Origin of the sequence: Rhodococcus sp. 06-1460-1B (assembly GCF_002258475.1) — a bacterium.
GTDB classification, from domain to species: Bacteria; Actinomycetota; Actinomycetes; order Mycobacteriales; family Mycobacteriaceae; genus Rhodococcoides; species Rhodococcoides fascians.
This window is the reverse complement of sequence record NZ_NOYS01000029.1, coordinates 39,540-62,554: the sequence shown is the minus strand read 5'-3', so window position 1 is coordinate 62,554 and position 23,015 is coordinate 39,540. Positions and strand designations below refer to the sequence as shown.

The following is a 23,015-nucleotide window of genomic DNA, read 5'->3' as shown; positions in this document are numbered from 1 at the left end:
CGTGGACTATCGACGGGTCACCGACGAAAGATGACCCGAGAACTCACACGTCGTAGTAGAGCGAGAACTCGTACGGGTGCGGACGCAGGTTGACCGGAGCGATCTCCTGCTCACGCTTGAGCGAGATCCACGTCTCGATGAGGTCGGTGGTGAAGACGCCACCCTCGGTGAGGTAGTCGTGGTCGGCCTCGAGACGGTCGATGACCGCGTTGAGCGAGGTGGGTGCCTGAGGAATGTTCTTGGCTTCCTCGGGCGGCAACTCGTAGAGGTCCTTGTCGACCGGAGCCATCGGCTCGATCTTGTTCTTGATTCCGTCCAGGCCCGCCATCATCTGAGCGGCGAAGTTCAGGTACGGGTTGCCCGAGGAGTCCGGCGCGCGGAACTCGAGGCGCTTGGCCTTCGGGTTGTTACCGGTGATCGGGATGCGCACCGCCGCAGAGCGGTTGCGCTGGCTGTAGACCAGGTTGATGGGGGCTTCGTAGCCCGGCACCAGGCGGTGGTACGAGTTGATCGTCGGGTTCGTGAAGGCCAACAGCGACGGAGCGTGGTGCAGAATGCCGCCGATGTAGTGACGTGCCAGATCGGACAGTCCGGCGTATCCGGCCTCGTCGTGGAAGAGGGGCTTACCGTCCTTCCACAGCGACTGGTGCACGTGCATGCCCGAGCCGTTGTCGCCGAACAGTGGCTTCGGCATGAAGGTTGCCGACTTGCCGTTCTGCCAGGCGGTGTTCTTGACGATGTACTTGAACAGCTGCAGATCGTCCGCCGCGCGGAGCAGCGTGTTGAACTTGTAGTTGATCTCCTGCTGACCGCCGGTGCCGACCTCGTGGTGGGCACGCTCGAGCTCGAAGCCTGCGTTCTGCAGGTTGGTCGAGATCTGGTCGCGCAGGTCGACGTAGTGGTCGTACGGCGCGACGGGGAAGTAGCCGCCCTTGAAGCGAACCTTGTAGCCGAGGTTGGGGCTGCCATCGGCTTCGGTCTCGGCTCCGGTGTTCCACCAACCCGAGGACGAGTCGACCTCGTAGAACGCACCGTTGGCCTGCGAATCGAAGCGAACCGAATCGAAGATGTAGAACTCGGCCTCGGCACCGAAGTACGCGGTGTCGGCAATGCCGGTGCTGGCCAAGTACTCCTCGGCCTTACGAGCAACGTTGCGCGGATCGCGGCTGTAGGCCTCACGCGTGAACGGGTCGTGGACGAAGAAGTCGATGTTCAGCGTCTTGGCGTTGCGGAACGGGTCGACCTGAGCGGTGGCGTAGTCCGGCAGCAGGATCATGTCGGACTCGTGGATCGACTGGAAGCCGCGGACGGACGAGCCGTCGAACGCGAGGCCGTCTTCCAGGGTGTCGGCCGTGAACGCCTTGGCAGCGATGGAGAAGTGCTGCTGTGCACCCGGCAGATCCGTGAATCGGATGTCGACGTATTCGATTCCTTCATCTGCGATGAACTTGATGACCTCTTGGGCCGTGGAAAACGCCACGCTTTTGCTCCTTAGTTGAGAGTCCGTCGAACTGACGGTATGGACTCGGTGTTGCCCGCCCGTCAAGCTCGTGTTTCGCCCGTGTTACACGTCGTGGTTCACGGTTGGCACGAACAACAGTACGTCCACCCGTTTTTCCGCGCGCCCGACCGCGCCTATCCTGGGAATCATGGCACGAATGACAGGGTCCTGGTTGTCCGGACCGGCGGCCGCGAACCCACGACCGCCGCAGAACTTCCGTGGGGAACAACTCGGTCTGCCCGCGCAGGGCGTCGGCGCACTCGCCGGAACCGGTCGTAGAGTCCTGGCGTTGCTGCTGGACTGGACGATGGCCACCGGTGTGGCGTCGCTGATTCTCGGCGGTTACACCACCAGCGGACTGATCTCGACGATCGTGCTGGCCGTGTGGTTCGTCGTAGGAATCGCGAGCGTCTCGCTGTTCTCGTTCACCCCGGGGCAGTTCATCGTGGGAGTGCAGGTGGGACGCATCGACGCCCATGCGCGAGTCGGCTTCGTCCGGGCATTGGTGCGGCAGCTCATTCTGCTGTTCGTCGTCCCGGCCGTGATCACCGACATGGACGGCCGGGGAATGCACGACCGCGCAACGGGAACAGCCCTGCTGCGGACCCGCTGAGGGGTCGACGCACCAGGGCTGTCGGTCGAAATACGGGTCAGCGACGCTTCATGGTCCGCTGAACGCCCTTCATCTTGGCCCCACCGGGAATCGGTCCCTTGGGCATTGCCGGGCCACCCTTGGTGCCCAACGCGGCCAGCCGGGACTCGATGGTGTCCATCCGCTTGCCGTCGATGTTCTTCGGCAGCTTCGACAGGTACTTCTGCAGACCCGACAGTGGAATCTGGTTCTCCCCGTTGCCGACGATGATGTCGTAGATCGGAGTATCGCCCACCAGCCGGGCGGTCTTCTTCTTCTCCTGGGCCAGCAGGGTCTTCACACGCTGCGGCGCACCCTCGGCGACGAGTATCACTCCGGGCTTCCCGATCACCCGGTGCACGGCGTCGAGATGAGTGGTGCCTGCGATCGCATTGGTGACACGCCACGATCCCTGAAGATTGTCCAGGGCCCACGCCGCAGCACCGGCCTGACCGTCGGCCTTCTTGTACACGGACTTCTGAACCCGCCGGCCGAAGATGATGAACGCGACCAGCACGCCCAACAGGAGACCGATGGGGAGAAGGAACCACTGGAAGCCGAAGGCCAGACCGATCAGGAAGCCGATCAGTCCGAGACCGACCACCGCTCCGATCATGAGCGGAAGGAGAGCCTTGTCGTCCTTACGCTGCATCTGGAACGCCTGCCACAACTGGCTGCGCCGTTCCTTCGATGCCTGCTTGCGGGCTGCCTTGGCAGCCGCCTTTGCTTCCTTGCTGGGCTTTGCCGCTTTGCCAGCTTTACTGCCGTTCGCCATACCTCACAGGATACGGCCTGTGCCGACGCTCACGTGCATCGCGCCACGTCGAGTGGAGCGATCAGCGAGGAGCCAGCCGAGCCATCAACGAGCTGGCCTCCTGAGAAGCTTCGCCGCCGTCGGTGAGGTGGCTCATGCTCTCGGGCAGTTCGCGACCGTGGTGTGCCATGGCCTGCGCGTAGAGGCGTCCGGCGCGGTACGAGGAGCGGACCAACGGGCCGGCCAGCACGCCGGCGAACCCGACCTCGGTGGCGTAGTCGGAGTGCTCGACGAACTCCTCCGGCTTGACCCACCGCTCGACGGGGTGGTGCCGCGGTGACGGTCGCAGGTACTGGGTGATCGTCAGGATGTCGCAGCCCGCCTCGTGCAGGTCGCGAATCGCTTCCTGGACTTCCTCGGGAGTCTCGCCCATGCCGAGAATGAGATTCGACTTGGTGACCAGACCGTCGTCACGCGCTGCGGTGATGACGTCCATCGACCGCTGGTACCGGAATGCGGGACGGATGCGCTTGAAGATGCGCGGCACGGTCTCGACGTTGTGGGCCAACACCTCCGGGCGGGAGGAGAACACCTCGGCCAGCTGATCGGGCTTGGCGTTGAAGTCGGGGATCAGCAGCTCGACGCCGGTGTTGGGGTTGAGCTTCTTGATGTACCGGACGGTCTCTGCGTAGAGCCACGCACCACCGTCTTCCAGGTCGTCGCGGGCGACTCCGGTGATCGTGGAGTAGCGAAGGCCCATGGCCTGCACACTCTCCGCCACGCGGCGAGGCTCGTCGCGATCGAGATCCTCGGGTTTGCCGGTATCGATCTGGCAGAAATCGCATCGACGGGTGCATTGTTCGCCGCCGATGAGGAAGGTCGCCTCGCGATCTTCCCAGCATTCGTAGATATTCGGGCAGCCGGCTTCCTCGCACACCGTGTGCAGACCCTCACGCTTCACAAGACCTTTGAGCTCGGTGTATTCCGGGCCCATCTTGGCTTTGGTCTTGATCCAGCTGGGTTTGCGTTCGATGGGGGTCTCCGCGTTTCGGATCTCGAGGCGGAGCAGCTTGCGTCCTTCTGGGGCCACAGTCACGCCAGCAATGCTACGCGCCGAACCGAACCGTGGTGAATTGCGGGTTCACCGTCGCGGTGGTGATCTCCGGCTGCTCGAGGTCGTGCTCTCTGACCGGCATCGATCCGTCCAACGCGGCCAGAACTGCCGTCGTGACCGACTCGAGTACCTCGGCGACCGGGACGTCTCGCCCCAGCTCGAGCGACAGTGACGTCACACCGGCGTCGGCGATTCCGCACGGCACGATCGCGTCGAAACCCGTCATCGCCGAATTGCAGTTGAGGGAGAAGCCGTGCAGGGTCACGCCGCGCTGAACTCGCACGCCGATGGCCGCGATCTTGCGTTCGGGTAGAAGCACGCCGTCGCGAACCTCGGACGCGAGCCACACCCCGGACCTGCCGTCCACCCGCCCGCACGCGATGCCGTGATCGGACACCACGGAAATCAGCGCTTCCTCGATCCGGCGGACGTACTTGACGACATCGATGGGCTGTGCCAGCGCGACGATGGGGTAGCCGACCAGTTGGCCCGGCCCGTGCCAGGTGATCTTGCCGCCGCGGTCCACCTCGACCACAGGAGTACCGTCGCGCGGCATGTCTTCTTCCGAGGTGCGCCGCCCCGCGGTGTACACGGAAGGGTGCTCGAGCAACAGCAACGTATCCGGGCCCCGATTGTCGGCGCGGGCGTCGGCCAGTTCCCGCTGGAGAGCCCACGCCTGGGTGTACTCGACGGTGCCCAGCTCTCGCACGACGACCGGTTCGCTGCTGGCCCGGGCCGAGTCGGTGCCGGTGGCCGGAATCGACGGTGCGTTCACGTCACTCATGAACCGAGACGCTACGCCGGGTCATGAGCCGACAGCCACCCGCAGTGCCTCGCCCACGGTGTTGTGCTCGAAGGTGTAGCCGGCATCCTCGAGTGCCTTGGGAATGGCTCGCGGCCCGGTCAGGATCGCCTCCTCGGCAAATTCACCGATGACCGCTTTCAGGGCGAATCCGGGCACCACCCACGGGGCCGGACGATGCACCGCTCGCGACATCGCGCTGTTGAACTGGGCGTTGGTCACCGGAGTCGGACCCACCATGTTGACCGGTCCGCGCAGCGAGTCGTTCTCGATACCGTGCACGATGGCACCGATTTCGTCTTCCAACGAAATCCACGGGAAGTACTGTCGCCCACTGCCCAATCGACCACCGAGCGCGAACAGGTACAGCGGGCGCAGCTTGCCCAGCATGCCGCCGCGCTGCGACAGGACCACACCGCTGCGCAACAGAATCGTGCGAACACCTGCCTCCGACGCCGCAGACGTGGCGTTCTCCCAATCGCGGCACACCTCGGCGAGGAATCCGTCTCCTACCGGAGCGGTCTCGTCGACCACGCGGTCGCCGGTGTCACCGTAGAAATTGACGCCGCTGGCATTGATCAGGGTGGGGACACCCGCGTCGGCCGCAGCCGACGCGATCACCTCGGTGGGCGCTATGCGGCTGTCGCGCACCAGCTGCTTGTACGCACCGGACCATCTTTTGTCGCCGATACCGACACCACACAGATTGACGACCGCGTCGGCACCGGCCAGCACAGCGGGGTCGATACTGCCGTGCGACGGGTCCCACTGCGACTCGTCCGGTCCCGCCGGTGAGCGTCTGACCAGTCTGGTGACGTCGTGGCTGCGGCCGCGCAGAGCTGCAACGAGAGCTGTGCCGATCAAGCCTGATGAACCTGCAATGACTACGCGCATGTGAACGAAAGCCTCCTTGACGCACTCCGGGGCACCATTCGCGAACGAATGATGCCCCGGATGCTCTGTCCGTGCCCCTGGTGAACGAGACCCCGATGCGAATGTTTCGCGCTCCTACGAGAATACGTGGCGCGACACTCGCCGGTTGTCTACAGACCCAGATCGGCCTCGAACGATGCCACTTCGAGACGCTGCTTGATGGTCGTCAGGAAGCGTCCTGCGTCGGCTCCGTCCACCAACCGGTGGTCGTAGGTGAGCGGCAGGTAGCACATCGAGCGAACACCGATCGACTCGTTGCCCGAGTCGTCCTTGACGACGACGGGACGCTTGACGATCGCACCCGTACCCAGCATGGCCGCCTGCGGCGGAACCAGGATCGGGGTGTCGAACAGCGCGCCCTGGCTGCCGATGTTGGTGATCGTGAACGTGCCACCGGACAGCTCGTCGGGCTTGAGCCCACCCGAACGGGCGCGAGTGGCGATGTCGTTAATCGCGCGTGCCAGTCCGGCCAGCGACAGGTCGCCGGCATTGTGGATGACGGGGGAGAGCAGGCCCTGCTCGGTGTCCACCGCGATACCCAGGTGGACATCGGCGTGGTACGTGATCTCCTTCGCGTCCTCGTTGATGCTGGCGTTGACGTTCGGGTGAGCCTTGAGTGCCTCCACGACCGCCTTCGCGAAGAACGGCAGGTACGTCAGGTTGACGCCCTCGTTCTCGGCGAACTTCGCCTTCGCCTTGGTGCGCAGGCCGGCGATCTTCGTCACGTCGACCTCGAAGGTCTGCGTCAGCTGAGCAGAAGTCTGCAGCGACTCACGCGTCTTCTTCGCGGTGATCTGACGAATTCGGTTGATCTTCTGCGTGGTGCCGCGCAGGTGTGCGAGCTCGGGACGAACTCCCGCGGTCGCCGGTGCTGCGGGCTTCGACGCTGCGGCGGGTGCCGCGGCCTCGGCCGGAGCAGCGGGAGCCTTCTTGGCCTCGGCTGCAGCGAGAACGTCCTGCTTGCGGATGCGTCCACCCACGCCGGTGCCCTTGACGGACGACAGATCGACGTCGTTGTCCGACGCCAACTTGCGGACCAGAGGAGTGACGTACGGGCTCGAATCGCCAGACGGTGCCGATTCCTTGGCGGGAGCGGCCTTGGGAGCCTCCTGCTTCGGTTCGGGCTTCGGCTCGGCCTTGGGAGCTTCCTTCTTGGGGGCTTCCTGCTTCGGCTCGGGCTTCGGCTCTTCCTTGGGCTCTTCGGCCTTCGGGGCCTCGGGCTCCGGAGTTGCCTCGGGCTCGGGGGCCTTCTCGGCGGGCGAGCCGGAGCCGATGACTGCGAGCTGGCCGCCGACGGCCACGGTGTCGTCTTCCTCGGCGGAGATCTCGAGCAGGGTGCCTGCGACCGGAGACGGAATCTCGGTGTCGACCTTGTCCGTGGACACCTCGAGAAGCGGCTCGTCCACTGCAACCTCGTCGCCGACGGCCTTGAGCCAGCGGGTCACGGTGCCCTCGGTGACGGACTCACCCAACTCGGGCATCGTCACCGGGGTGCCGGATCCGGACGAGTCGGAGGAGCTGGAAGAGGCACTTGCTGCGGGAGCTTCCTGCTCGGCCTGCGGCTCGGGCTCGGCTGCGGGAGTGGGCTCCTCGGCAGGCTCCTCCGGTGCCGACTCCTCGGCGGGAGCGGCGTCCTCGGCCGGCGCGTCGGACGAGGAAGACTCGTCCGCGTCACCGATCTGAGCGAGCTCGCCACCGATCTCGACGGTGTCGTCTTCCTGAGCGACGATCTTGGTGAGAACACCGGCAGCAGGCGACGGGATCTCGGTATCGACCTTGTCCGTGGAGACTTCGAGCAATGGCTCGTCGACTTCGACGGTGTCGCCTTCTTGTTTGAGCCACCTCGTGACAGTTCCCTCGGTGACACTCTCACCGAGAGCTGGCATCTGGACGGAGAAGGCCATGTCTGTTGACTCCTCGACAGTTGTATGCGGGTGATGTAGTTCTTACGACTTGTGGTCGCAGACCATTGTGCTGGCGGAACAGGGTTCATGGACGAGAGTTGGGTGATTCGGTTCGACGGAGGCACCGGTGCGATCGACACTCACCGAGCACGTTCGGCTCGATCCAGCGCCCACGTCGACACTCCCTCTCGGCAACTCACTTACTCACTTCACGAGCCTTGGTTCACAATCAAGAGAGCTGAACCCTCTAATGTCATCCTTCCATTGATGTCGCCTCGCCGTTCCCCTAGGGCGTGCAACACGCCTGTCGAACTGGTGGGTAACAAAGATCCGGCACCGAAACTCGGACTTCGCCGGCCGTACGACAGAGGAGTTCGCGTGGGATTGTTCGATCGATTCAAGTCGAGCGGCGGGGGCGCGAAACGGGCACCCGAAGGCTCGGTTGCCCAGTACCTGGCCAATTGGACCTCGGCGCGAATCGGCGTCGAGGCCTACGTGGAACCGAAAACGACGGTCACGCCGCTGACGGTGGTTCTGGTCGCGAACGACGGTGAGTGGACGCGTCGACCGCTCGATGAAAAATATGTACGAAAGATCGGATCGGACCTGAAGATTCCGGTGTACGACGTCCGCAAGACGGGCTATCCGCAGCGGATGCGTGATCACGACGCTCGGCAGAAGATCGTTCGGCAGCGCGAACAACAGCAGCGCGACAGCTGACGCCGTCCGTGCGCGAGGGCCTGGGGCCTCGCGCACGGACGGGAGACGATCAGCCGTTGTCGGCGATGTCCTCGAGAACCGCGAACATGGTTCGGACCGGAACCCCGGTGCCGCCCTTGCCGGTGTAGCCGAACGGACCACCGGTGTTGTATGCCGGGCCTGCAACGTCGATGTGAGCCCATTCCACGCCGTCGGCGACGAATTCCTTCAAGAACAGAGCAGCGGCGAGCATGCCACCTGCTCGACCGTTGGTGACGTTCGCGAGATCTGCGATCTTGGAGTCGAGTTCGCGGCGAATCTCCTTCGGCAACGGCATGGCCCATCCGTTCTCGCCGATTGCCTGCGAGATCGCTGCGACGCGGTCGCGGAAGTCGTCGGTACCCATCACGCCGGGAGTCCTGTTGCCGAGTGCGACGACCTGAGCTCCCGTCAGCGTCGCGGTGTCGATCAGGTAGTCCGGATCGTCCTCGCAGGCCCGCACGATCGCGTCGGCGAGTACCAAGCGGCCCTCGGCGTCGGTGTTGATCACCTCGACGGTGATGCCGCCGTACTGGGTGAGCACATCGCCGGGGCGCTGAGCGGTGCCCGACGGCATGTTCTCCGCCATCGGGACGGTGGCGATGACGTCGAGCGGCAGACCGACCTTGGCGGCGAGCACCACCGTGGCGATGACCGATGCCGCACCGCCCATGTCCGAGGTCATGTTCTCCATGCCGGCAGCCGGCTTGATGGAGATGCCGCCGGTGTCGAACGTGATTCCCTTACCGACGAGGGCAACCTTCTTCGCGCCGCGCTTGCCTCCCGAGTGCGTCAGGCGCACGAGCCGAGGCAGTCGGGACGATCCCTTGCCCACTCCGTGAATGCCGCCGTAGCCACCCTTCTCGAGTGCCTTGTCGTCGAGAATCTCGACCTCGAGGCCGGCCGCCTTGCCCAGCGCCTTGGCCTGAGCCGCGAACTCCTCCGGGTAGAGATGGCTGGGCGGAGTGTTGACGAAATCCCTTGCGACAGCCACCGATTCGGCAATCGCGATCGACCTCTCCAATTCTCGCTTGGCATCCTTGGAACGAGTGTCGGGCACCAACAACTCGATGCGAGTCACCGGAAGCGCAGACGGCTTCGGTGCCGAGAGAGCCGACTTGAACTCGGCGAACTGGTACGCGCCGAGGAAGAAGCCCTCGGCAGCCGCACCCAGATCGAGCGCCGAGAGCGTCGTGGCCGCCGTCTCGACACCGGACAGCGCGCGAGCCGCGGTGCCGGCCGAATGACGAATGCGTTCACTGTCGATGTCGGCGGCGTTGCCCAGGCCCACGGCCAACACACTCGCCACGGCCAGGCCGGCCGGAGCCGGAATACGCACTACTTCGTCGGCCTTGCCGGTGGCACCGACGGCTTCGAACGCGTCGAGCAATTCGGTGGCGATCGCATCGTCGGAAATGTCGTCGGTGATGGAGAGTTCGAGGCCGTCGTCACTCGTGCTCAATGCGACGACGAGTACGTCGACTTTCTTACCGAGCTTGCCCGCGAGAACCAGGTCGGGTCCGAGAGTGCGGGTGAGCGTCGAGGGGGAAGGCACGTGGCTGCTCCTGTAGGGGTTGACGTGTATGTCCCTCGATCCTAATGACGGTCGGCGGCGTCGACGATCGAGGGACGTACCGGGGCGACCGACCTGAGACGCTCCGCAAGGTGAGCTAGCGTGGCCGCCATGACCGACACCGAGTTGATCGAAGGACCACTCCACGCCGTGCACACCGAACTCGGCGCGACGTTCGCACCGTTCGGTGGATGGACCATGCCGGTCTCGTACGCCGGCGTCGTCGTCGAGCACACGGCAGTGCGTGAAACGGTGGGTCTGTTCGACGTCGGCCACCTCGGCAAGGCGTCGGTGACCGGCCCCGGGGCCGCCGCATTCGTGAACTCCGTCCTCACCAACGACCTGGCCAGGATCGAACCGGGCAAAGCGCAATACACGCTGTGCTGCACCGAGTCCGGTGGCGTCGTCGACGACCTGATCGCCTACTTCGTCTCCGACGAGGACGTGTTTCTGGTACCCAATGCTGCGAACACGGCAGCTGTGGTCGAGGCGATGGCTGCCGCTGCCCCCGCCGGGGTCTCGGTGGTGAACCGGCACCGCGAGTTCGGAGTGCTGGCCGTGCAGGGGCCCAAGGCGTCCGAGGTTCTGCAGGAACTGGGTCTACCGACCGATATGGACTACATGGCATTCGAGGACGCCACCTGGAACTCGCTGCCTGTCCGGGTCTGCCGCACGGGTTACACCGGCGAACAGGGCTACGAGCTGATCCCGTCTGCCGACGACGTGAAACCGTTGTTCCTGGCGCTGCTGGCTGCGGTGCGGTCTCGGGACGGTCAGGTGTGCGGACTCGGAGCGCGCGACACGCTGCGCACCGAAATGGGGTACCCGCTGCACGGACACGAACTGGCGCAGGACATCTCGCCCCTCGAAGCACGATGCGGCTGGGCGATCGGGTGGAACAAGGACTCGTTCTGGGGCAAGGACGCATTGACCGCCCAGAAGGCAGACGGTCCGGCACGGATTCTGCGCGGGCTCAGAGCTCTCGATCGCGGCGTTCTACGCCCCGGTCTCACCGTGCGCGCGTCGGGACGCGATCTCGGAACGACGACTTCCGGCACTTTCTCGCCCACTCTCAAGGTCGGTATCGCCCTTGCACTCCTCGACGCGCAGGCCGCTCCCGCGGTGGGTTCGGAGGTCGAGGTCGACGTTCGGGGCCGCGCCCTGCGCTGCGAAGTGGTCGCACCGCCGTTCGTCGTCGCCAAGACCAGGTGACCGCGTGAGACCGCCACGAACCCCACGATAGGATTTCCGGCATGACAGGTGTTTCCGAATTCACGTACGTGCAGCATCCTTCGCCCGCAACCTCCGCGGCGCGTGACGCGGTACTTGCTGCGCCCGGATTCGGAAAGCACTTCACCGACCATATGGTCAGCATCGACTACACCCGCGACGGCGGCTGGCACGATGCGAGGATCACCCCGTACGGTCCGATCGAGCTCGACCCCGCGGCGATGGTTCTGCACTACGGCCAAGCGATCTTCGAGGGCCTGAAGGTCTACCGCCAACCCAACGGTGATCTCTCCACATTCCGGGTGCAGTCCAATGCCGAACGATTCCGTACCTCGGCGAAGCGGCTCGCCATGCCCGAGATGCCGGACGAATTGTTCATCGGCTCTATCGAGAAGTTGCTCGAGCTCGATCACGAGTGGGTCCCGGCGGCGGGCGGCGAGGACGCGCTCTATCTGCGGCCCTACATGTTCTCCACCGAAGCCGGTCTGGGTGTGCGCCCCGCCGACGCGTATCGCTACATGCTGATCGCCTCACCCGCAGGCGCGTACTTCCCACGGGGCGTCAAACCGGTGAGCGTGTGGTTGTCCACCGAATACGTCCGGGCAGCACCGGGTGGCACCGGTGCCGCGAAGTTCGCAGGCAACTACGCCGCCTCCCTCCTCGCGCAGGCGCAGGCCAGCGACGAGGGCTGCGATCAGGTGGTCTGGCTCGACGCCACCGAGCGCCGCTACGTCGAGGAGATGGGCGGCATGAACCTGTTCTTCGTCTTCGGCTCGGGTTCCGACGCTCGGCTGGTGACGCCCTCGCTGTCCGGATCGCTGCTTCCCGGAATCACGCGCGACTCGCTGTTGGCCTTGGCGACGGACTCCGGCATCCCCGTCGAAGAACGACGGATCTCCACCGACGAGTGGCGCAAGGGTGCCGAAGCGGGCGAGATCACCGAAGTGTTCGCTTGTGGCACAGCAGCTGTCATCACCCCGGTGGGCAGCGTCAAATCCACCGACGGTTCTTTCGAGATCGCAGGCGGAGAACCCGGCGAGATCACGCTCGCACTGCGAGACACCCTCACCGGCATCCAGCGCGGCACCTTCGCCGATACCCACGGCTGGATGACCAAGCTCCGCTGATCAGCTGCCGATCAACAGGCCCACCGCGGCCGACGCCGTGGTGGTCTCGATTGCGGCACCGAGAACATCGCCCGAGAGGCCACCGAAGCGTCGGACGCAGTGTCGAACGGCAAACACCGACAGTGTCAGGACCGCGACGACGACCAGCGGCCCTTGCCAGGGTCGATCGGGTTGCGCGAAGACCGACGCAGCTGCTGCCGCAATCACCCACAGCGTCAGGACGGCGTTGGACTGCGTTCCGGCCACGAGCGCACCGAAGCCGCCCGACGTCGATGCGTCGATTCCCTTGCGGCAGGCCAGGACTGCCGCCACCCGGGCAGTCACCGCAACCACGACGACAGCCCACCACAGTCGCTCCTGCGCGAGTTGACCCAGACTCGCGGCCTGAATCGCCGACGTCAGAGCGATGGCCGCCACCCCGAACGGTCCGGCACTACCGGACTTCATGACCTCCCGCGCACGTTCGGGCGGGCCGTAACAGCCGAGCCCATCGGCGGTGTCGGCCAACCCGTCGATGTGCATACCGCGCGTCAGCAGCGCGGCGGCGGCAACGGCGATGAGGCCGCACAGGATTGCCGACAGCCCGGCAACCGTCGTCGCCCACAGCAGTGCCGAACACACGCACCCGAGGACGAGACCGACCAGGGGAGCGTGCGCTATCGCGCGACCGGCGCGGACCCTGTCGACCTGCGACGGGCCGCGCACGGGCAGCACCGTCAACCACGAGAACGCGAGCACCAGACCCTCGGCCCGCAGCCTCACGGTCAGCGGACTTCGGGGTCGCCGGTGCTGACGCCGGCGTCGGCGAACGTCGCCATCGAATTCAACGTGTCGACTCCCGCACGAACGAGCGGCAACGCCGCCAACGCGCCGGAGCCTTCACCGAGTCGCATCGACAGCTCCACCAACGGCTCGAGTCGCAAGTGCCGCAAGGCAATTGAATGGGCGGGCTCGGCCGAACGATGCCCGGCGACCCACCAGGCGCTGGCACCGGCCGCACCGTCCTCCGCCACCAGTGCTGCTGCTGTGACGACGAGACCGTCCAGGATCACCGGGGTACGCCGATGTGCCGCCTGCGCGAGGAAGCCGGCGAGGGCAGCGATGTCGGCACCACCGGCCACCCGCAGCAGGTCGGTGGGATTCTTGGCCGCCGGCCGAGCCCGCCGCATCGCGTCCCGGATCGCAGCGGTCTTCCTGATCCACCCGGCGTCGTCGATTCCGGTGCCGCGGCCGACGGCAGCGACCGGTTCGGTATCGGTGAGGGTGGCGATCAATACGGTTGCGGGCGTGGTGTTTCCGATGCCCATGTCGCCTGCGACGAGAAGGTCCGCACCGGCGTCGACCTCCTCGTCCGCGATCGCAGCGCCGGCGGCGACGGCGGCGCGCACCTCGTCCTCGCTCAGTGCGTCCTCGCGGTCGATGGAACCACTCGAGCGCCGAATCTTGAAGGCGGACACCGACGGATCGGTGTCGGCGTCGACAGCGATGTCGACCACCCGAACAGTGGCCCCGGCGATGGTCGCGAGGACGTTGACCGCAGCACCGCCCGCACGAATGTTCTCGACCATCTGCGCCGTGACCTCGGGCGGGTAGGCGGACACTCCATGAGCGGCGACGCCGTGGTCGCCGGCGAAGACGACGACACGGACGCGCTCGAAAGACTTCGGCGGACTGACGTCTTGGCAGGCGGCGATCCACTCGCCGAGCGTCTCGAGACGGCCGAGGCTACCGGCCGGCTTGGTCAACCGGCCTTGCCGCTCGGCAGCTTCGTACCGCGCGGAATCGGAGGGCGAAGGCACTGTTCGAAACGGTGAGGGTGCCGGAATCTCGTCCACAGGAGTTGTCACACTGGGCCTTTCGCGGTCAGGGAATCCGCCGGTGGTTCTTTGAGGGTCAGCGCGAGGCCCGCGACGACCAGCAGAACCCTGTCACACACGTGCGCGAGACGCGCATTGAGGACACCGAGCTCGTCACGGAACAGTCGACCCGAACGCGACTCGGGAACCACGGACATGCCGACCTCGGGGCTGACGATCACGAGAGTCGACCTGCAGTCCGAGACCGCTGAGACCAAGTCGTCCACGGCCGGAGCAATCGTCCCGCGAGGCAGGTCCCAGGCCGCTGCGTCGTCGAGCATTCCCGTGAGCCAGGTGCCCAGATCGTCGACCATCGTGGTGCCGCCCCAGGGCTGAGCCACCACCGCCGCCAGCCCGGTGACGGTTTCGACCGTGGTCCACTCGGGCGGACGCGACGCACGATGGAGTTCGATGCGCTGCTCCCAGTCTTCGTCGGACGCATCGCGCTGTCCGGTCGCGACGTAACGGACCGGGCGGGTCGTGACCAACGATTCTGCGTGCGCGGACTTACCGGATCTGGCTCCGCCGAGGACGAGCGTTCGAGACGGCACGGCCACCGACGTCAGACGGCCTCGCCGGCGCTCACTCGCGGCTTGGGGGCACGCATCTTCCGAATCTGCGACGCCCGTACGAAGGCGTACCAGCCGATTTTGAAGCCGCCGTCGGGGGTGTCGGGGAACCGGACGCGAATGCGGTTGTTGATCATCTTGCCGAGGTAGATGCCCTCGCCGACCATGAACAGCATCATCACGAACATGCCGAGAGTGACGTACTGCTGTACCTGCGGCTGCAGAAACAGCGCAAAGATGAGAATGAGAGCGAGCGGCATGAACAAGCCGACAAGATTGCGCCGCGCATCGACGATGTCGCGAACGTAGGCACGCACCGGGCCCTTGTCGCGAGGCAGCAGATACTTGTCGTCGCCCGCAAGCATGCGCGCCCGACGCTCTGCAGCTGCTGCACGCCGTTCGTTCGAGGCAGCCTTACGGTCTTCCTTGCTGCCCTTGTTCGCCTTACGGCGCTCTCGTGCCTCTTTGCTCGTCAGGGGAGCCGGAGCGACCGGCCCGCGGCGGCGGGCCTCGGCGTCACGGCGCTTGGGGGTCGGTCGGCCTTTGCCGAGAGACACCGGCGAGGTCGCCTCGCCGGCGGACACAGTCGACTCGGGCTCGTTCGAGTCCTGTCCGTCCGAATTGTCAGAGTTTCCACGGCGTAGCAGCTTCACGCAACCAGAGTATGGGATGAGCGGAGGTACTCGAACACCGGCCAGGTCAGCGGCGCAGCACCGGATGCTGTTCGGGTACCGCGGTCCTACACTTCCGAGAATGCGAGTGATGATTGCGCCGGACTCCTTCGGGGACACCCTGACTGCCGCAGATGCAGCCGCCGCCATTGCCAGAGGATGGGCGGGCGTCCGGAGCGGTGACGAGCTGGAACTGGCACCCCAATCCGACGGTGGACCGGGGTTCGTCGAGGTACTGGCCTCGCGCATCGGCACAGTCCACGTCGCCGACGTGGACGGACCGCTCGGGACGCCGGTGCAGGCCCGCTGGCTGCTCGACGGCGCGGTGGCGTACATCGAATCTGCTCAGGCCTGCGGGTTGCACCTCGTCGACGGTCCACTGACTCCGCAGTCGGCATTGAAGGCGAACAGCTACGGCGTCGGACAGCTGCTGAGCGAGGCGTTGAACAGTGGCGCCACGTTGATCGTCGTCGGACTCGGCGGGAGCAGTTGCACCGACGGTGGACGAGCGATGATCCGCGCGCTCGGCGGGCTGGGGTCGGCAATCGAACGGTTCTCGGGAATCGACCTCGTCGCCGCGTCGGACGTGGAGAACCCCATGCTCGGCGATGCCGGTGCTGCTCGGGTGTTCGGGCCGCAGAAGGGCGCCGACACCGAGACGGTCGAGCGACTCGAAGAACTGAACGCCGACTGGGCTGCCGTTCTGTCGGCTGCGGGCCACGATGTGGCAGACCGTCCCGGTGCGGGTGCCGCGGGCGGGATGGGGGCGGCCCTGTTCGCGCTCGGTGGCAGGCAGGTGCCGGGTGCTGCCGTCGTGGCGGAACGAACCGGTCAGCGGGAACTCCTGGACTCCGTCGATCTGGTGCTGACCGGCGAGGGAAAGTTCGATTCGCAGTCGCTGCGAGGCAAGTTGGTGACCAGAATCGCCGCTGCAGGCGGTGCCACCGGAATCGAGACCGTGGTGCTCGCCGGCCAGGTGACGTTGAGTAAGGACGACTTGGCGTCGGCCGGTATCTCGGCCGCTCACTCGATCAGCGAGTTCGCCGGGTCTGTGGAGGTGGCCATGACCGATGCGGCCAATCAGCTCGAAAAGCTGGCCGCGCACGTGGCGAGCAGTGCTGTTGCCGGGCCCTCGAACAGGGGCGGCGCGCGCAAGGAATAGAGCAACCCGGAGTACGGTTGAGTTTGTTCACGGGTTTGGTACGACTGATAGGGAGAGCCCATGACCGTTTCGAATGAGACCACAACGACCGAAACCACGGCGCACAAGGTCACCATGACGGAGACCGCTTCGGCCAAGGCCAAGGCGTTGCTGGATCAAGAGGGCCGCGACGACCTCGCGCTGCGCATTGCTGTACAGCCCGGTGGGTGTGCAGGACTGCGTTATCAGCTCTTCTTCGACGATCGAAGCCTCGACGGCGACCTCGCGGTCGACTTCGGCGGCGTCACCCTCGCAGTCGACCGGATGAGCGCTCCCTACGTGGAGGGTGCATCCATCGACTTCGTGGACACGATCGAGAAGCAGGGCTTCACGATCGACAACCCGAACGCGACCGGATCGTGCGCGTGCGGCGACTCGTTCAACTGAGCTGACTCGCTCTCGACTGTGACCGATACACGTATTCGTGTATCGGTCACAGTCGTGTCTGCTCGTCGGTCATCCAGAACTTCACTCCGAAAGGCCCTTCTTCGTGACTCTCGCGGTATCCGGCTCGATTGCAACCGACCATCTGATGCGCTTCCCCGGTCGGTTCGCCGAGCAGATCGTCGCCGATCAGCTCGCGAACATTTCGCTGAGCTTCCTGGTGGACGACCTGGTCATCCGTAAAGGGGGAGTGGGCGGAAACATCGCCTACGCACTCGGGGTCCTCGGCGGCTCTCCGCTCCTCGTCGGAGCCGTGGGGCCGGACTTCGCCGAGTATCGGACCTGGCTCGAAGAGCACGGAGTCGACTGCAGTGGCGTCAGTGTGTCTGCCACCGCGCACACAGCACGCTTCGTCTGCACCACCGACGAGGACATGGCGCAGATCGCGTCGTTCTATCCCGGTGCCATGAGCGAAGCCCGCGACATCTCCATCGACGCGCTGGCCGCGCAGCACGAGCTCGATCTCGTACTGATCGGGGCCAACGATCCGGAGGCAATGACCGCCCACACGGACCAGTGCCGCGCAGCAGGTGTTCCCTTTGCCGCCGACCCGTCCCAGCAACTCGCGCGACTCGACGCCGCACAGGCCACCGACCTGATCGACGGGGCGGCCTACCTGTTCACCAACGAATACGAATGGGCACTGCTCAAGCAGAAGACCGGGATGTCCGACGCCGATATCGCGGACAAGGTGGACCTGCGGGTCACCACGCTGGGCAAGCGGGGCGTGGACATCGTCGAAAAGGGCGGGAAGCACACCCACATCGGTGTCGTGCCCGAGACGAGCAAGGTCGATCCCACCGGAGTGGGCGACGGGTTCCGTGCCGGGTTCCTCACCGGCCACCTCGCCGGAGCGAGCATCGAACGAGCTGCTCAACTCGGTTCTCTGGTTGCCGTGCTGGTCCTCGAGACCACCGGAACGCAAGAATGGAGTCTGAACCGCGACGACGCGATCAAGCGCCTGAGCGCGGCGTACGGTGCCGAAGCCGGCGAGGAGATCGGCGCGTTGCTGCCCGCCTGAGATCGCCTTCTCTCAGCGGGATCAATGCGGCTTTGTTGCAATCTGAGCGACTGAAATCCACATTGATCCCGGGGGAGACGGGTGTACCAGTCAGATGTTGACCGGGTACTCCGGTTCGGCGATCTGCGGCACGATGCGCTTCTCCACGAAGATTCCGTGCCACACCATGAAGATCAGCAGCGTCCACAGGCGACGGCTGTGATCCGATTTGCCTGCCCGATGGTCGTCGAGCATGGCGACGATCGCGGCCTTGTTCAGCAGGTGATCGGTCTGTGACTCGGCGATCTGCTGGTGAGCCCAGTCGAAGAGTTCGGTACCGCGCAGCCAGTGGCGTAGTGGCACCGGAAAACCGAGCTTGGCGCGGTGCAGCACATGACCGGGAACGATGCCTTCCAGCGCCTGGCGCAGTGCGTACTTGGTAGTGCTCTTGGTGATCTTCTGCTCCAGCGGCAACTTCTCGGCAACCTTGTAGACCTCGGAATCGAGGAACGGGACGCGCAGCTCCAGGGAGTTCGCCATGGTGATCTTGTCGGCCTTGACCAGAATGTCACCACGCAGCCAGGTGAACAGGTCCAGATGCTGCATTCGAGCCACGGGATCCCACCCCTGAGACTGCGCGTAGATGGGTGCGGTGACGTCCTGATGCGTCCACTCCGACCGAAACTCGCGCAGGACGGATCGCAACTGTGCGTCGTTGAAGCTGCGCGCGTTGCCGTAGTACCGCTCCTCGAGGGTCATCGAACCCCGGTGCAGCAAACTCTTGCCGCGCGTGCCCTCGGGAATGCGCTCGCTCAACGACCCGGCTGCGCGGCGCAGGAACGCGGGCAGCGACTCGAACGGCTTCAACGACAGCGGCTCGCGGTAGATGGTGTAGCCGCCGAACAGTTCGTCCGCACCCTCTCCGGACAGCACGACCTTGACGTGTTTGCGGGCTTCTTTTGCAACGAAGTAGAGCGGTACGAGTGCAGGATCGGCAACCGGGTCGTCGAGATACCAGACGATCTCGGGAATGGACGCCGCGAACTCCTCCGGTCCGACCACTTTCACGATGTGCCGAGCACCTATCGCGGCTGCCGACTCCGCTGCGACGTCGACCTCGGAGTAACCCTCGCGCTCGAAGCCGGTCGTGAAGGTGATCAAGTTCGGATTGTGTCGAATCGCCAGTGCCGCGATGGCCGTGGAATCGATGCCGCCCGAGAGGAAGGAACCGACGGTCACGTCGGCACGCATGTGCTTGGCGACCGAATCTTCGAGCGCCTCGGCAATCTCTTGGTAGCGAGCCTTCTCGCTGCCGGGAGCGAAAGGCTTCACCGGGAACTTCGGTGTGAAGTATCGAGTGATCTTCGGCGGCGTACCGGGGGAGAGGGTGGCGTAGCAACCCGACTCGAGCCGCCTGATCCCCGCGTGCAGCGTCTCCGGTTCGGGGACGTACTGAAGCACGGTGTAGTGCTCGATGGCCCGCGGGTCGAGGTCGAGATCGACGCCCAGCAGCTCCATCAGTTCGAGAACGCTCTTCTTCTCACTGCCGAACGCGGTTCCACCCGGGCCCGTGGCGTAGAACAACGGCTTGATGCCGAAGGGATCGCGCGCGATGAACATCTCGCGCGTCTCGGTGTCCCAGATGGCGAAGGCGAACATTCCTCGCAGACGCTGCACGGCGGCAGCGCCCCAGTAGTGAAATGCCACGACGATCGACTCGCTGTCACCTTCGGTGGCAAATTCTGCACCGTGATCGCGCGCGAGCTCCGCACGCAACTCGAGGTAGTTGTAGATCTCGCCGTTGAACACCAGCGCGTACCGGTCGGGTGAACCGGGAGGTCCCCACCGCATCGGCTGATGCGAGTGTTCGATGTCGATGAACGAGAGTCGATTGAAGCCGTACACGACGTCGTCGTCGTGCCAGGTGCCACCGGGCTCGTCCGGGCCACGATGGCGCATGCAGTGAGTCGCCGAGCTCACCAGCTCGACGCCGGCGGCGGTCGTTCCGTGAGATGTCAGTACTCCGAGCAGTCCACACACAGCGTCTGCTACCTCTTCTCGCAGTTGGGGACAATGCCGGGGGCCGGATCTCCGCGTGTCGTCAGCGGGACGGTCGATCAGCAACCGAGTATGCCGCAGACACGCTCGAACCTAGGTAACGACCCAAGGGTGGCTCCGCGTCAGCTTTGGTCTACGCTGCGTAGTACTCGGGCATCTCCATGTGGAAGCCCTTATTCTCCAGTGGTGGGCAATCAGGAAGGCGTGAACGTGGCGCATAGTCGGATCCTTCGGCGAGCGGGGCTGACAGCATTTCTCGGTGTAGCCGCGTTGATGCTGTCGGGCTGTTCCATCAGCAGTGACAACGTACTCAATTTCGGTTTCGCCTCGGGCGTCACTCCGCAGGGACGACGCATCGGCGACCTGTGGACCTGGTCGGTCATCGCCGCCCTGGTCATGGGCATCGTCGTGTGGGTCTTGATCTTCTGGGTGGTGCTCTTCCACCGTAAGAAGAAGAGCTCCCCGGAGTTCCCGCGTCAGACCGCGTACAACGTTCCGCTCGAGCTGTTCTACACGGCGGTTCCGTTCGTGATCATCGCCGTGCTCTTCTACTTCACCGTCGTGGTGCAGAACTACGTCGACGAGAAGCAGGCAGATCCCGACGTCCAGGTCGACGTGACCGCATACCAGTGGAACTGGAAGTTCGGATACCGGACCATCGACCTCAAGGACGGTGCCGCCAAGTACGAGGGCACCGACGAAGAGGAGCAGGCCGCCGCAGAAGCCGCCGCAACTCCCGGCGAAGGCGCCGAGGGTAACGAGGACGGCGAGTTCGTGCCCGGCGCGATCCACGGTGCCATTCCCCAGGATCTGTCCTACCTGCACTACAACAAGATCGAAACGGTCGGTTCCAGCGCCGAGATTCCGGTGCTCGTCCTTCCCACCGGAAAGCGCATCGAATTCGTGCTGGCATCCTCGGACGTCATCCACGGCTTCTGGGTTCCGGAGTTCTTGTTCAAGCGTGACGTTCTCCCCAACCCCGAGGAGAACCATTCCGACAACGTGTTCCAGATCAGCGAAATCGAGCGCGAAGGTTCGTTCGTCGGTCGATGCACGGAGATGTGCGGCACGTTCCACTCGATGATGAACTTCGAGGTTCGCGCCGTGTCCCCGGACAAGTTCGAGCAGTACATCGAGCTGCGCAAGCCGTTGTCCGAGGGTGGCGAAGCGCTGACCAACGCGCAGGCACTGGAAGCCATCGGCGAGAGCCCGCTCGCGACCAGCACCTCGCCGTTCGAGACCGATCGCACCGTCCGTACCGCCACCGTCGCCGAAGGCAACTGACCAAGGAAGCATGCTGATATGAAAATCGAAGCGAAGATCTTCGAGATCCTCACGGTCTTCTTCCTCCTGGTCGGCATCGTGTATGCGCTGTTCACAGGATTGAGCCGAACTGGCGTCGAGTGGGCAGGCGTCACGGCGATCTTCCTGTCGGTCGGCCTGACGCTGATCGTCGGAACGTACTTCCGATTCGTAGCTCGACGGCTCGACACTCGGCCCGAAGACTTCGACGACGCCGAGGTAAGTGACGGTGCAGGCGACCTGGGCTTCTTCAGCCCCGGCAGCTTCTGGCCGTTCGTGCTGGCCGTGGCGGCGTCGATCACCGCTCTGGGCTTTGCCTTCTTCCAGCCCTGGTTGATCGCCTTGGGCGTCGTGTGCGTCATCGCCTCGGCCGCTGGATTGGTCTTCGAGTACCACATCGGTGCCGAACGCCACTGACCTGTAGACACCCGAAAAGGGCCCCGATCGTTCACGAGAGCGATCGGGGCCCTTTTCTGTGCTAGGACGTGCACACCGGGGACATCGCTCGAGTGCAGGGGCATTCCGACCGGGTCAGCCGGCGGGGTCGAGTGCTTTTCGGCCAGAACTGTGGCGAGCTGACCGATGCGTTCGCGAGCTGCGGCTGGTGTGAGTGCTTCGATCAGGAGCCCTCCATGCCTGCACCGAACCTGTTCTTGATCGGCGTCCGGGAGACCCAGGCCGCCACCGCCTTCTACAGCGACCTGTTCGAGATCGAACCGACCTTCACGAGTCCCCACTATGTTGCTTTCGACGTTGCCCCCGGTGTACTGCTCGCGTTGTGGACGGGCTACGCCGAGCACTCTGTACCGAGCACACCCCGCATGAGCGAGATCGGACTCATGGTGCCCGGCCCCTCGGAGGCAGTCGACGACATATTCACCGATTGGGTCGCGAAAGGAGTTGCCGTAGTGCAGAAGCCACACGACGCCGTCTTCGGCCGCACTTTCGTGATCGCGGACCCCGACGGCAACCTCATCAGGGTCTCGCCGATCGACTGTGAAGCACCACGCCTACCTACTGCGGGCCGGTGAGAGACCGGCCGCACCCCATGGGCTGGTCTTTCGTCATGGACTGGAACGCATGAACGTCCCGGAAGACCACGGCGCGGATCCGAACCAGTCAGGACGCGTCTGCCTCCCGCAGGGTCGACGACGCATCCGTCGTGGATTCGAGCAGTGCATCGAGTGAGATCTCCAACGCACTGCACAGTGCGGCGACGGTAAAGAATGCCGGGGTTGCGATACGCCCGGTTTCGATTTTTCTGAGAGTTTCGACGGAGATGCCGGCGGCGTCGGAAACCTCGGTCATGGTCCGGTTGCCCCGGAAACGACGCAAGGCTGTGCCCAAGCGAGCACCACGCGCGAGTTCACCGGGACTGAGTGGGATACGGACCATACACCGATACTAATACCGGTCGAGACCGACCGGGCCGATGCTCGTCACCGATGGGTCTGCAGGCTACCGGCAGGTGAGTGCCGGCTCCGACTCGAGCATTACCGCGCTCTGAATCGGCAGTCCTCGGGCGGGGGAGGGGAGTGGAGCCTGTGTGAGTTGCGGCCTCCGTTCACAGGACTCCCGCGGACCGATGGAGATCCAGCCGGATCGTC

23 protein-coding genes are annotated in these 23,015 nt (G+C 64.9%); 10 read left to right on the top strand and 13 right to left on the bottom strand.

The genetic code is table 11. The features are described 5' to 3' along the window. Window positions 1-43: 43 nt before the first annotated feature. Window positions 44-1,480, bottom strand: coding sequence for a type I glutamate--ammonia ligase (gene glnA / locus CH268_RS15935; protein WP_032368128.1), 1,437 nt, complete (start codon window positions 1,478-1,480; stop codon window positions 44-46). Between the two features lie 169 nt (window positions 1,481-1,649). Here glnA and CH268_RS15930 point away from each other — a divergent pair, with 169 nt between their 5' ends. Next, a complete protein-coding gene (locus CH268_RS15930) occupies window positions 1,650-2,114 on the top strand; it encodes an RDD family protein (RefSeq protein WP_032368127.1) in 465 nt (154 codons plus the stop codon). Window positions 2,115-2,151: 37 nt separating this feature from the next. Here the strand turns inward: CH268_RS15930 and CH268_RS15925 are convergent, their stop codons facing one another. The 5 genes from CH268_RS15925 to sucB form a co-directional block, all read right to left on the bottom strand. Beyond that, window positions 2,152-2,907 (bottom strand): DUF4191 domain-containing protein, encoded by a 756-nt coding sequence (locus tag CH268_RS15925; RefSeq protein ID WP_027497404.1) that lies wholly within the window; start codon window positions 2,905-2,907, stop codon window positions 2,152-2,154. A 61-nt stretch (window positions 2,908-2,968) separates the two neighbouring features. Continuing rightward, window positions 2,969-3,982 (bottom strand): lipoyl synthase, encoded by a 1,014-nt coding sequence (gene lipA / locus CH268_RS15920; RefSeq protein ID WP_176457962.1) that lies wholly within the window; start codon window positions 3,980-3,982, stop codon window positions 2,969-2,971. A 10-nt stretch (window positions 3,983-3,992) separates the two neighbouring features. Continuing rightward, the gene (lipB, locus tag CH268_RS15915; RefSeq protein WP_094664995.1) at window positions 3,993-4,784 is read right to left on the bottom strand and encodes a lipoyl(octanoyl) transferase LipB; all 792 of its coding nucleotides are present in this window, start codon (window positions 4,782-4,784) and stop codon (window positions 3,993-3,995) included. Between the two features lie 21 nt (window positions 4,785-4,805). Then, the gene (locus CH268_RS15910) at window positions 4,806-5,696 is read right to left on the bottom strand and encodes a TIGR01777 family oxidoreductase (RefSeq protein ID WP_048318650.1); all 891 of its coding nucleotides are present in this window, start codon (window positions 5,694-5,696) and stop codon (window positions 4,806-4,808) included. Between the two features lie 149 nt (window positions 5,697-5,845). After that, window positions 5,846-7,639 carry a 2-oxoglutarate dehydrogenase, E2 component, dihydrolipoamide succinyltransferase gene (gene sucB / locus CH268_RS15905; RefSeq protein ID WP_032387845.1) on the bottom strand — a complete coding sequence of 598 codons (1,794 nt, stop codon included), beginning with the start codon at window positions 7,637-7,639 and terminating at the stop codon, window positions 5,846-5,848. Window positions 7,640-8,017: 378 nt separating this feature from the next. On the opposite strand from sucB, the gene CH268_RS15900 reads away from it, so the two are divergent. Beyond that, window positions 8,018-8,359, top strand: coding sequence for an oxidoreductase (locus CH268_RS15900; RefSeq protein ID WP_094665049.1), 342 nt, complete (start codon window positions 8,018-8,020; stop codon window positions 8,357-8,359). Window positions 8,360-8,408: 49 nt separating this feature from the next. Here the strand turns inward: CH268_RS15900 and CH268_RS15895 are convergent, their stop codons facing one another. Then, window positions 8,409-9,932 (bottom strand): leucyl aminopeptidase, encoded by a 1,524-nt coding sequence (locus CH268_RS15895; RefSeq protein ID WP_094664993.1) that lies wholly within the window; start codon window positions 9,930-9,932, stop codon window positions 8,409-8,411. Window positions 9,933-10,061: 129 nt separating this feature from the next. On the opposite strand from CH268_RS15895, the gene gcvT reads away from it, so the two are divergent. Both gcvT and CH268_RS15885 read left to right on the top strand, forming a co-directional pair. After that, the gene (gene gcvT / locus CH268_RS15890) at window positions 10,062-11,162 is read left to right on the top strand and encodes a glycine cleavage system aminomethyltransferase GcvT (RefSeq protein WP_094665047.1); all 1,101 of its coding nucleotides are present in this window, start codon (window positions 10,062-10,064) and stop codon (window positions 11,160-11,162) included. A gap of 41 nt (window positions 11,163-11,203) precedes the next feature. Further along, a complete protein-coding gene (locus tag CH268_RS15885) occupies window positions 11,204-12,307 on the top strand; it encodes a branched-chain amino acid aminotransferase (RefSeq protein ID WP_027497396.1) in 1,104 nt (367 codons plus the stop codon). Here CH268_RS15885 and CH268_RS15880 read toward each other — a convergent pair whose 3' ends face one another. The 4 genes from CH268_RS15880 to CH268_RS15865 are packed head-to-tail and all read right to left on the bottom strand — an operon-like array spanning window position 12,308 to window position 15,385. Continuing rightward, window positions 12,308-13,069, bottom strand: coding sequence for an adenosylcobinamide-GDP ribazoletransferase (locus CH268_RS15880; RefSeq protein WP_048318652.1), 762 nt, complete (start codon window positions 13,067-13,069; stop codon window positions 12,308-12,310). A gap of 2 nt (window positions 13,070-13,071) precedes the next feature. Next, window positions 13,072-14,106, bottom strand: a complete 1,035-nt coding sequence (cobT, locus tag CH268_RS15875; RefSeq protein WP_255182408.1) for a nicotinate-nucleotide--dimethylbenzimidazole phosphoribosyltransferase — start codon at window positions 14,104-14,106, stop codon at window positions 13,072-13,074. A gap of 44 nt (window positions 14,107-14,150) precedes the next feature. Further along, window positions 14,151-14,720 (bottom strand): bifunctional adenosylcobinamide kinase/adenosylcobinamide-phosphate guanylyltransferase, encoded by a 570-nt coding sequence (gene cobU / locus CH268_RS15870; RefSeq protein WP_094664989.1) that lies wholly within the window; start codon window positions 14,718-14,720, stop codon window positions 14,151-14,153. A gap of 5 nt (window positions 14,721-14,725) precedes the next feature. Then, entirely contained in the window at window positions 14,726-15,385 is a 660-nt protein-coding gene (locus CH268_RS15865; protein WP_027497392.1) for a DUF3043 domain-containing protein, read from the bottom strand. A gap of 100 nt (window positions 15,386-15,485) precedes the next feature. Between CH268_RS15865 and CH268_RS15860 the strand changes: the two genes are divergently transcribed. The 3 genes from CH268_RS15860 to CH268_RS15850 all read left to right on the top strand — a co-directional run bounded on the left by CH268_RS15860 (window position 15,486) and on the right by CH268_RS15850 (window position 18,069). Continuing rightward, a complete protein-coding gene (locus CH268_RS15860) occupies window positions 15,486-16,565 on the top strand; it encodes a glycerate kinase family protein (RefSeq protein ID WP_094665045.1) in 1,080 nt (359 codons plus the stop codon). A 60-nt stretch (window positions 16,566-16,625) separates the two neighbouring features. Further along, window positions 16,626-16,991, top strand: coding sequence for a HesB/IscA family protein (locus CH268_RS15855; RefSeq protein WP_027497390.1), 366 nt, complete (start codon window positions 16,626-16,628; stop codon window positions 16,989-16,991). Between the two features lie 103 nt (window positions 16,992-17,094). Then, entirely contained in the window at window positions 17,095-18,069 is a 975-nt protein-coding gene (locus CH268_RS15850) for a carbohydrate kinase family protein (protein WP_094664987.1), read from the top strand. Window positions 18,070-18,159: 90 nt separating this feature from the next. Here CH268_RS15850 and asnB read toward each other — a convergent pair whose 3' ends face one another. Then, window positions 18,160-20,088 (bottom strand): asparagine synthase (glutamine-hydrolyzing), encoded by a 1,929-nt coding sequence (asnB, locus tag CH268_RS15845; protein WP_094664985.1) that lies wholly within the window; start codon window positions 20,086-20,088, stop codon window positions 18,160-18,162. A 222-nt stretch (window positions 20,089-20,310) separates the two neighbouring features. Here asnB and ctaC point away from each other — a divergent pair, with 222 nt between their 5' ends. The 3 genes from ctaC to CH268_RS15830 all read left to right on the top strand — a co-directional run bounded on the left by ctaC (window position 20,311) and on the right by CH268_RS15830 (window position 22,439). Continuing rightward, window positions 20,311-21,390 carry an aa3-type cytochrome oxidase subunit II gene (gene ctaC / locus CH268_RS15840; RefSeq protein WP_176457965.1) on the top strand — a complete coding sequence of 360 codons (1,080 nt, stop codon included), beginning with the start codon at window positions 20,311-20,313 and terminating at the stop codon, window positions 21,388-21,390. 18 nt (window positions 21,391-21,408) lie between these two features. Beyond that, complete coding sequence (locus CH268_RS15835) at window positions 21,409-21,825, top strand: cytochrome c oxidase subunit 4 (protein WP_027497386.1); 417 nt, start codon at window positions 21,409-21,411, stop codon at window positions 21,823-21,825. A 215-nt stretch (window positions 21,826-22,040) separates the two neighbouring features. Next, a complete protein-coding gene (locus CH268_RS15830; RefSeq protein WP_094664981.1) occupies window positions 22,041-22,439 on the top strand; it encodes a VOC family protein in 399 nt (132 codons plus the stop codon). Between the two features lie 88 nt (window positions 22,440-22,527). Here the strand turns inward: CH268_RS15830 and CH268_RS15825 are convergent, their stop codons facing one another. Beyond that, window positions 22,528-22,803 carry a helix-turn-helix domain-containing protein gene (locus CH268_RS15825; protein ID WP_094664979.1) on the bottom strand — a complete coding sequence of 92 codons (276 nt, stop codon included), beginning with the start codon at window positions 22,801-22,803 and terminating at the stop codon, window positions 22,528-22,530. Between the last annotated feature and the right edge of the window lie 212 nt (window positions 22,804-23,015).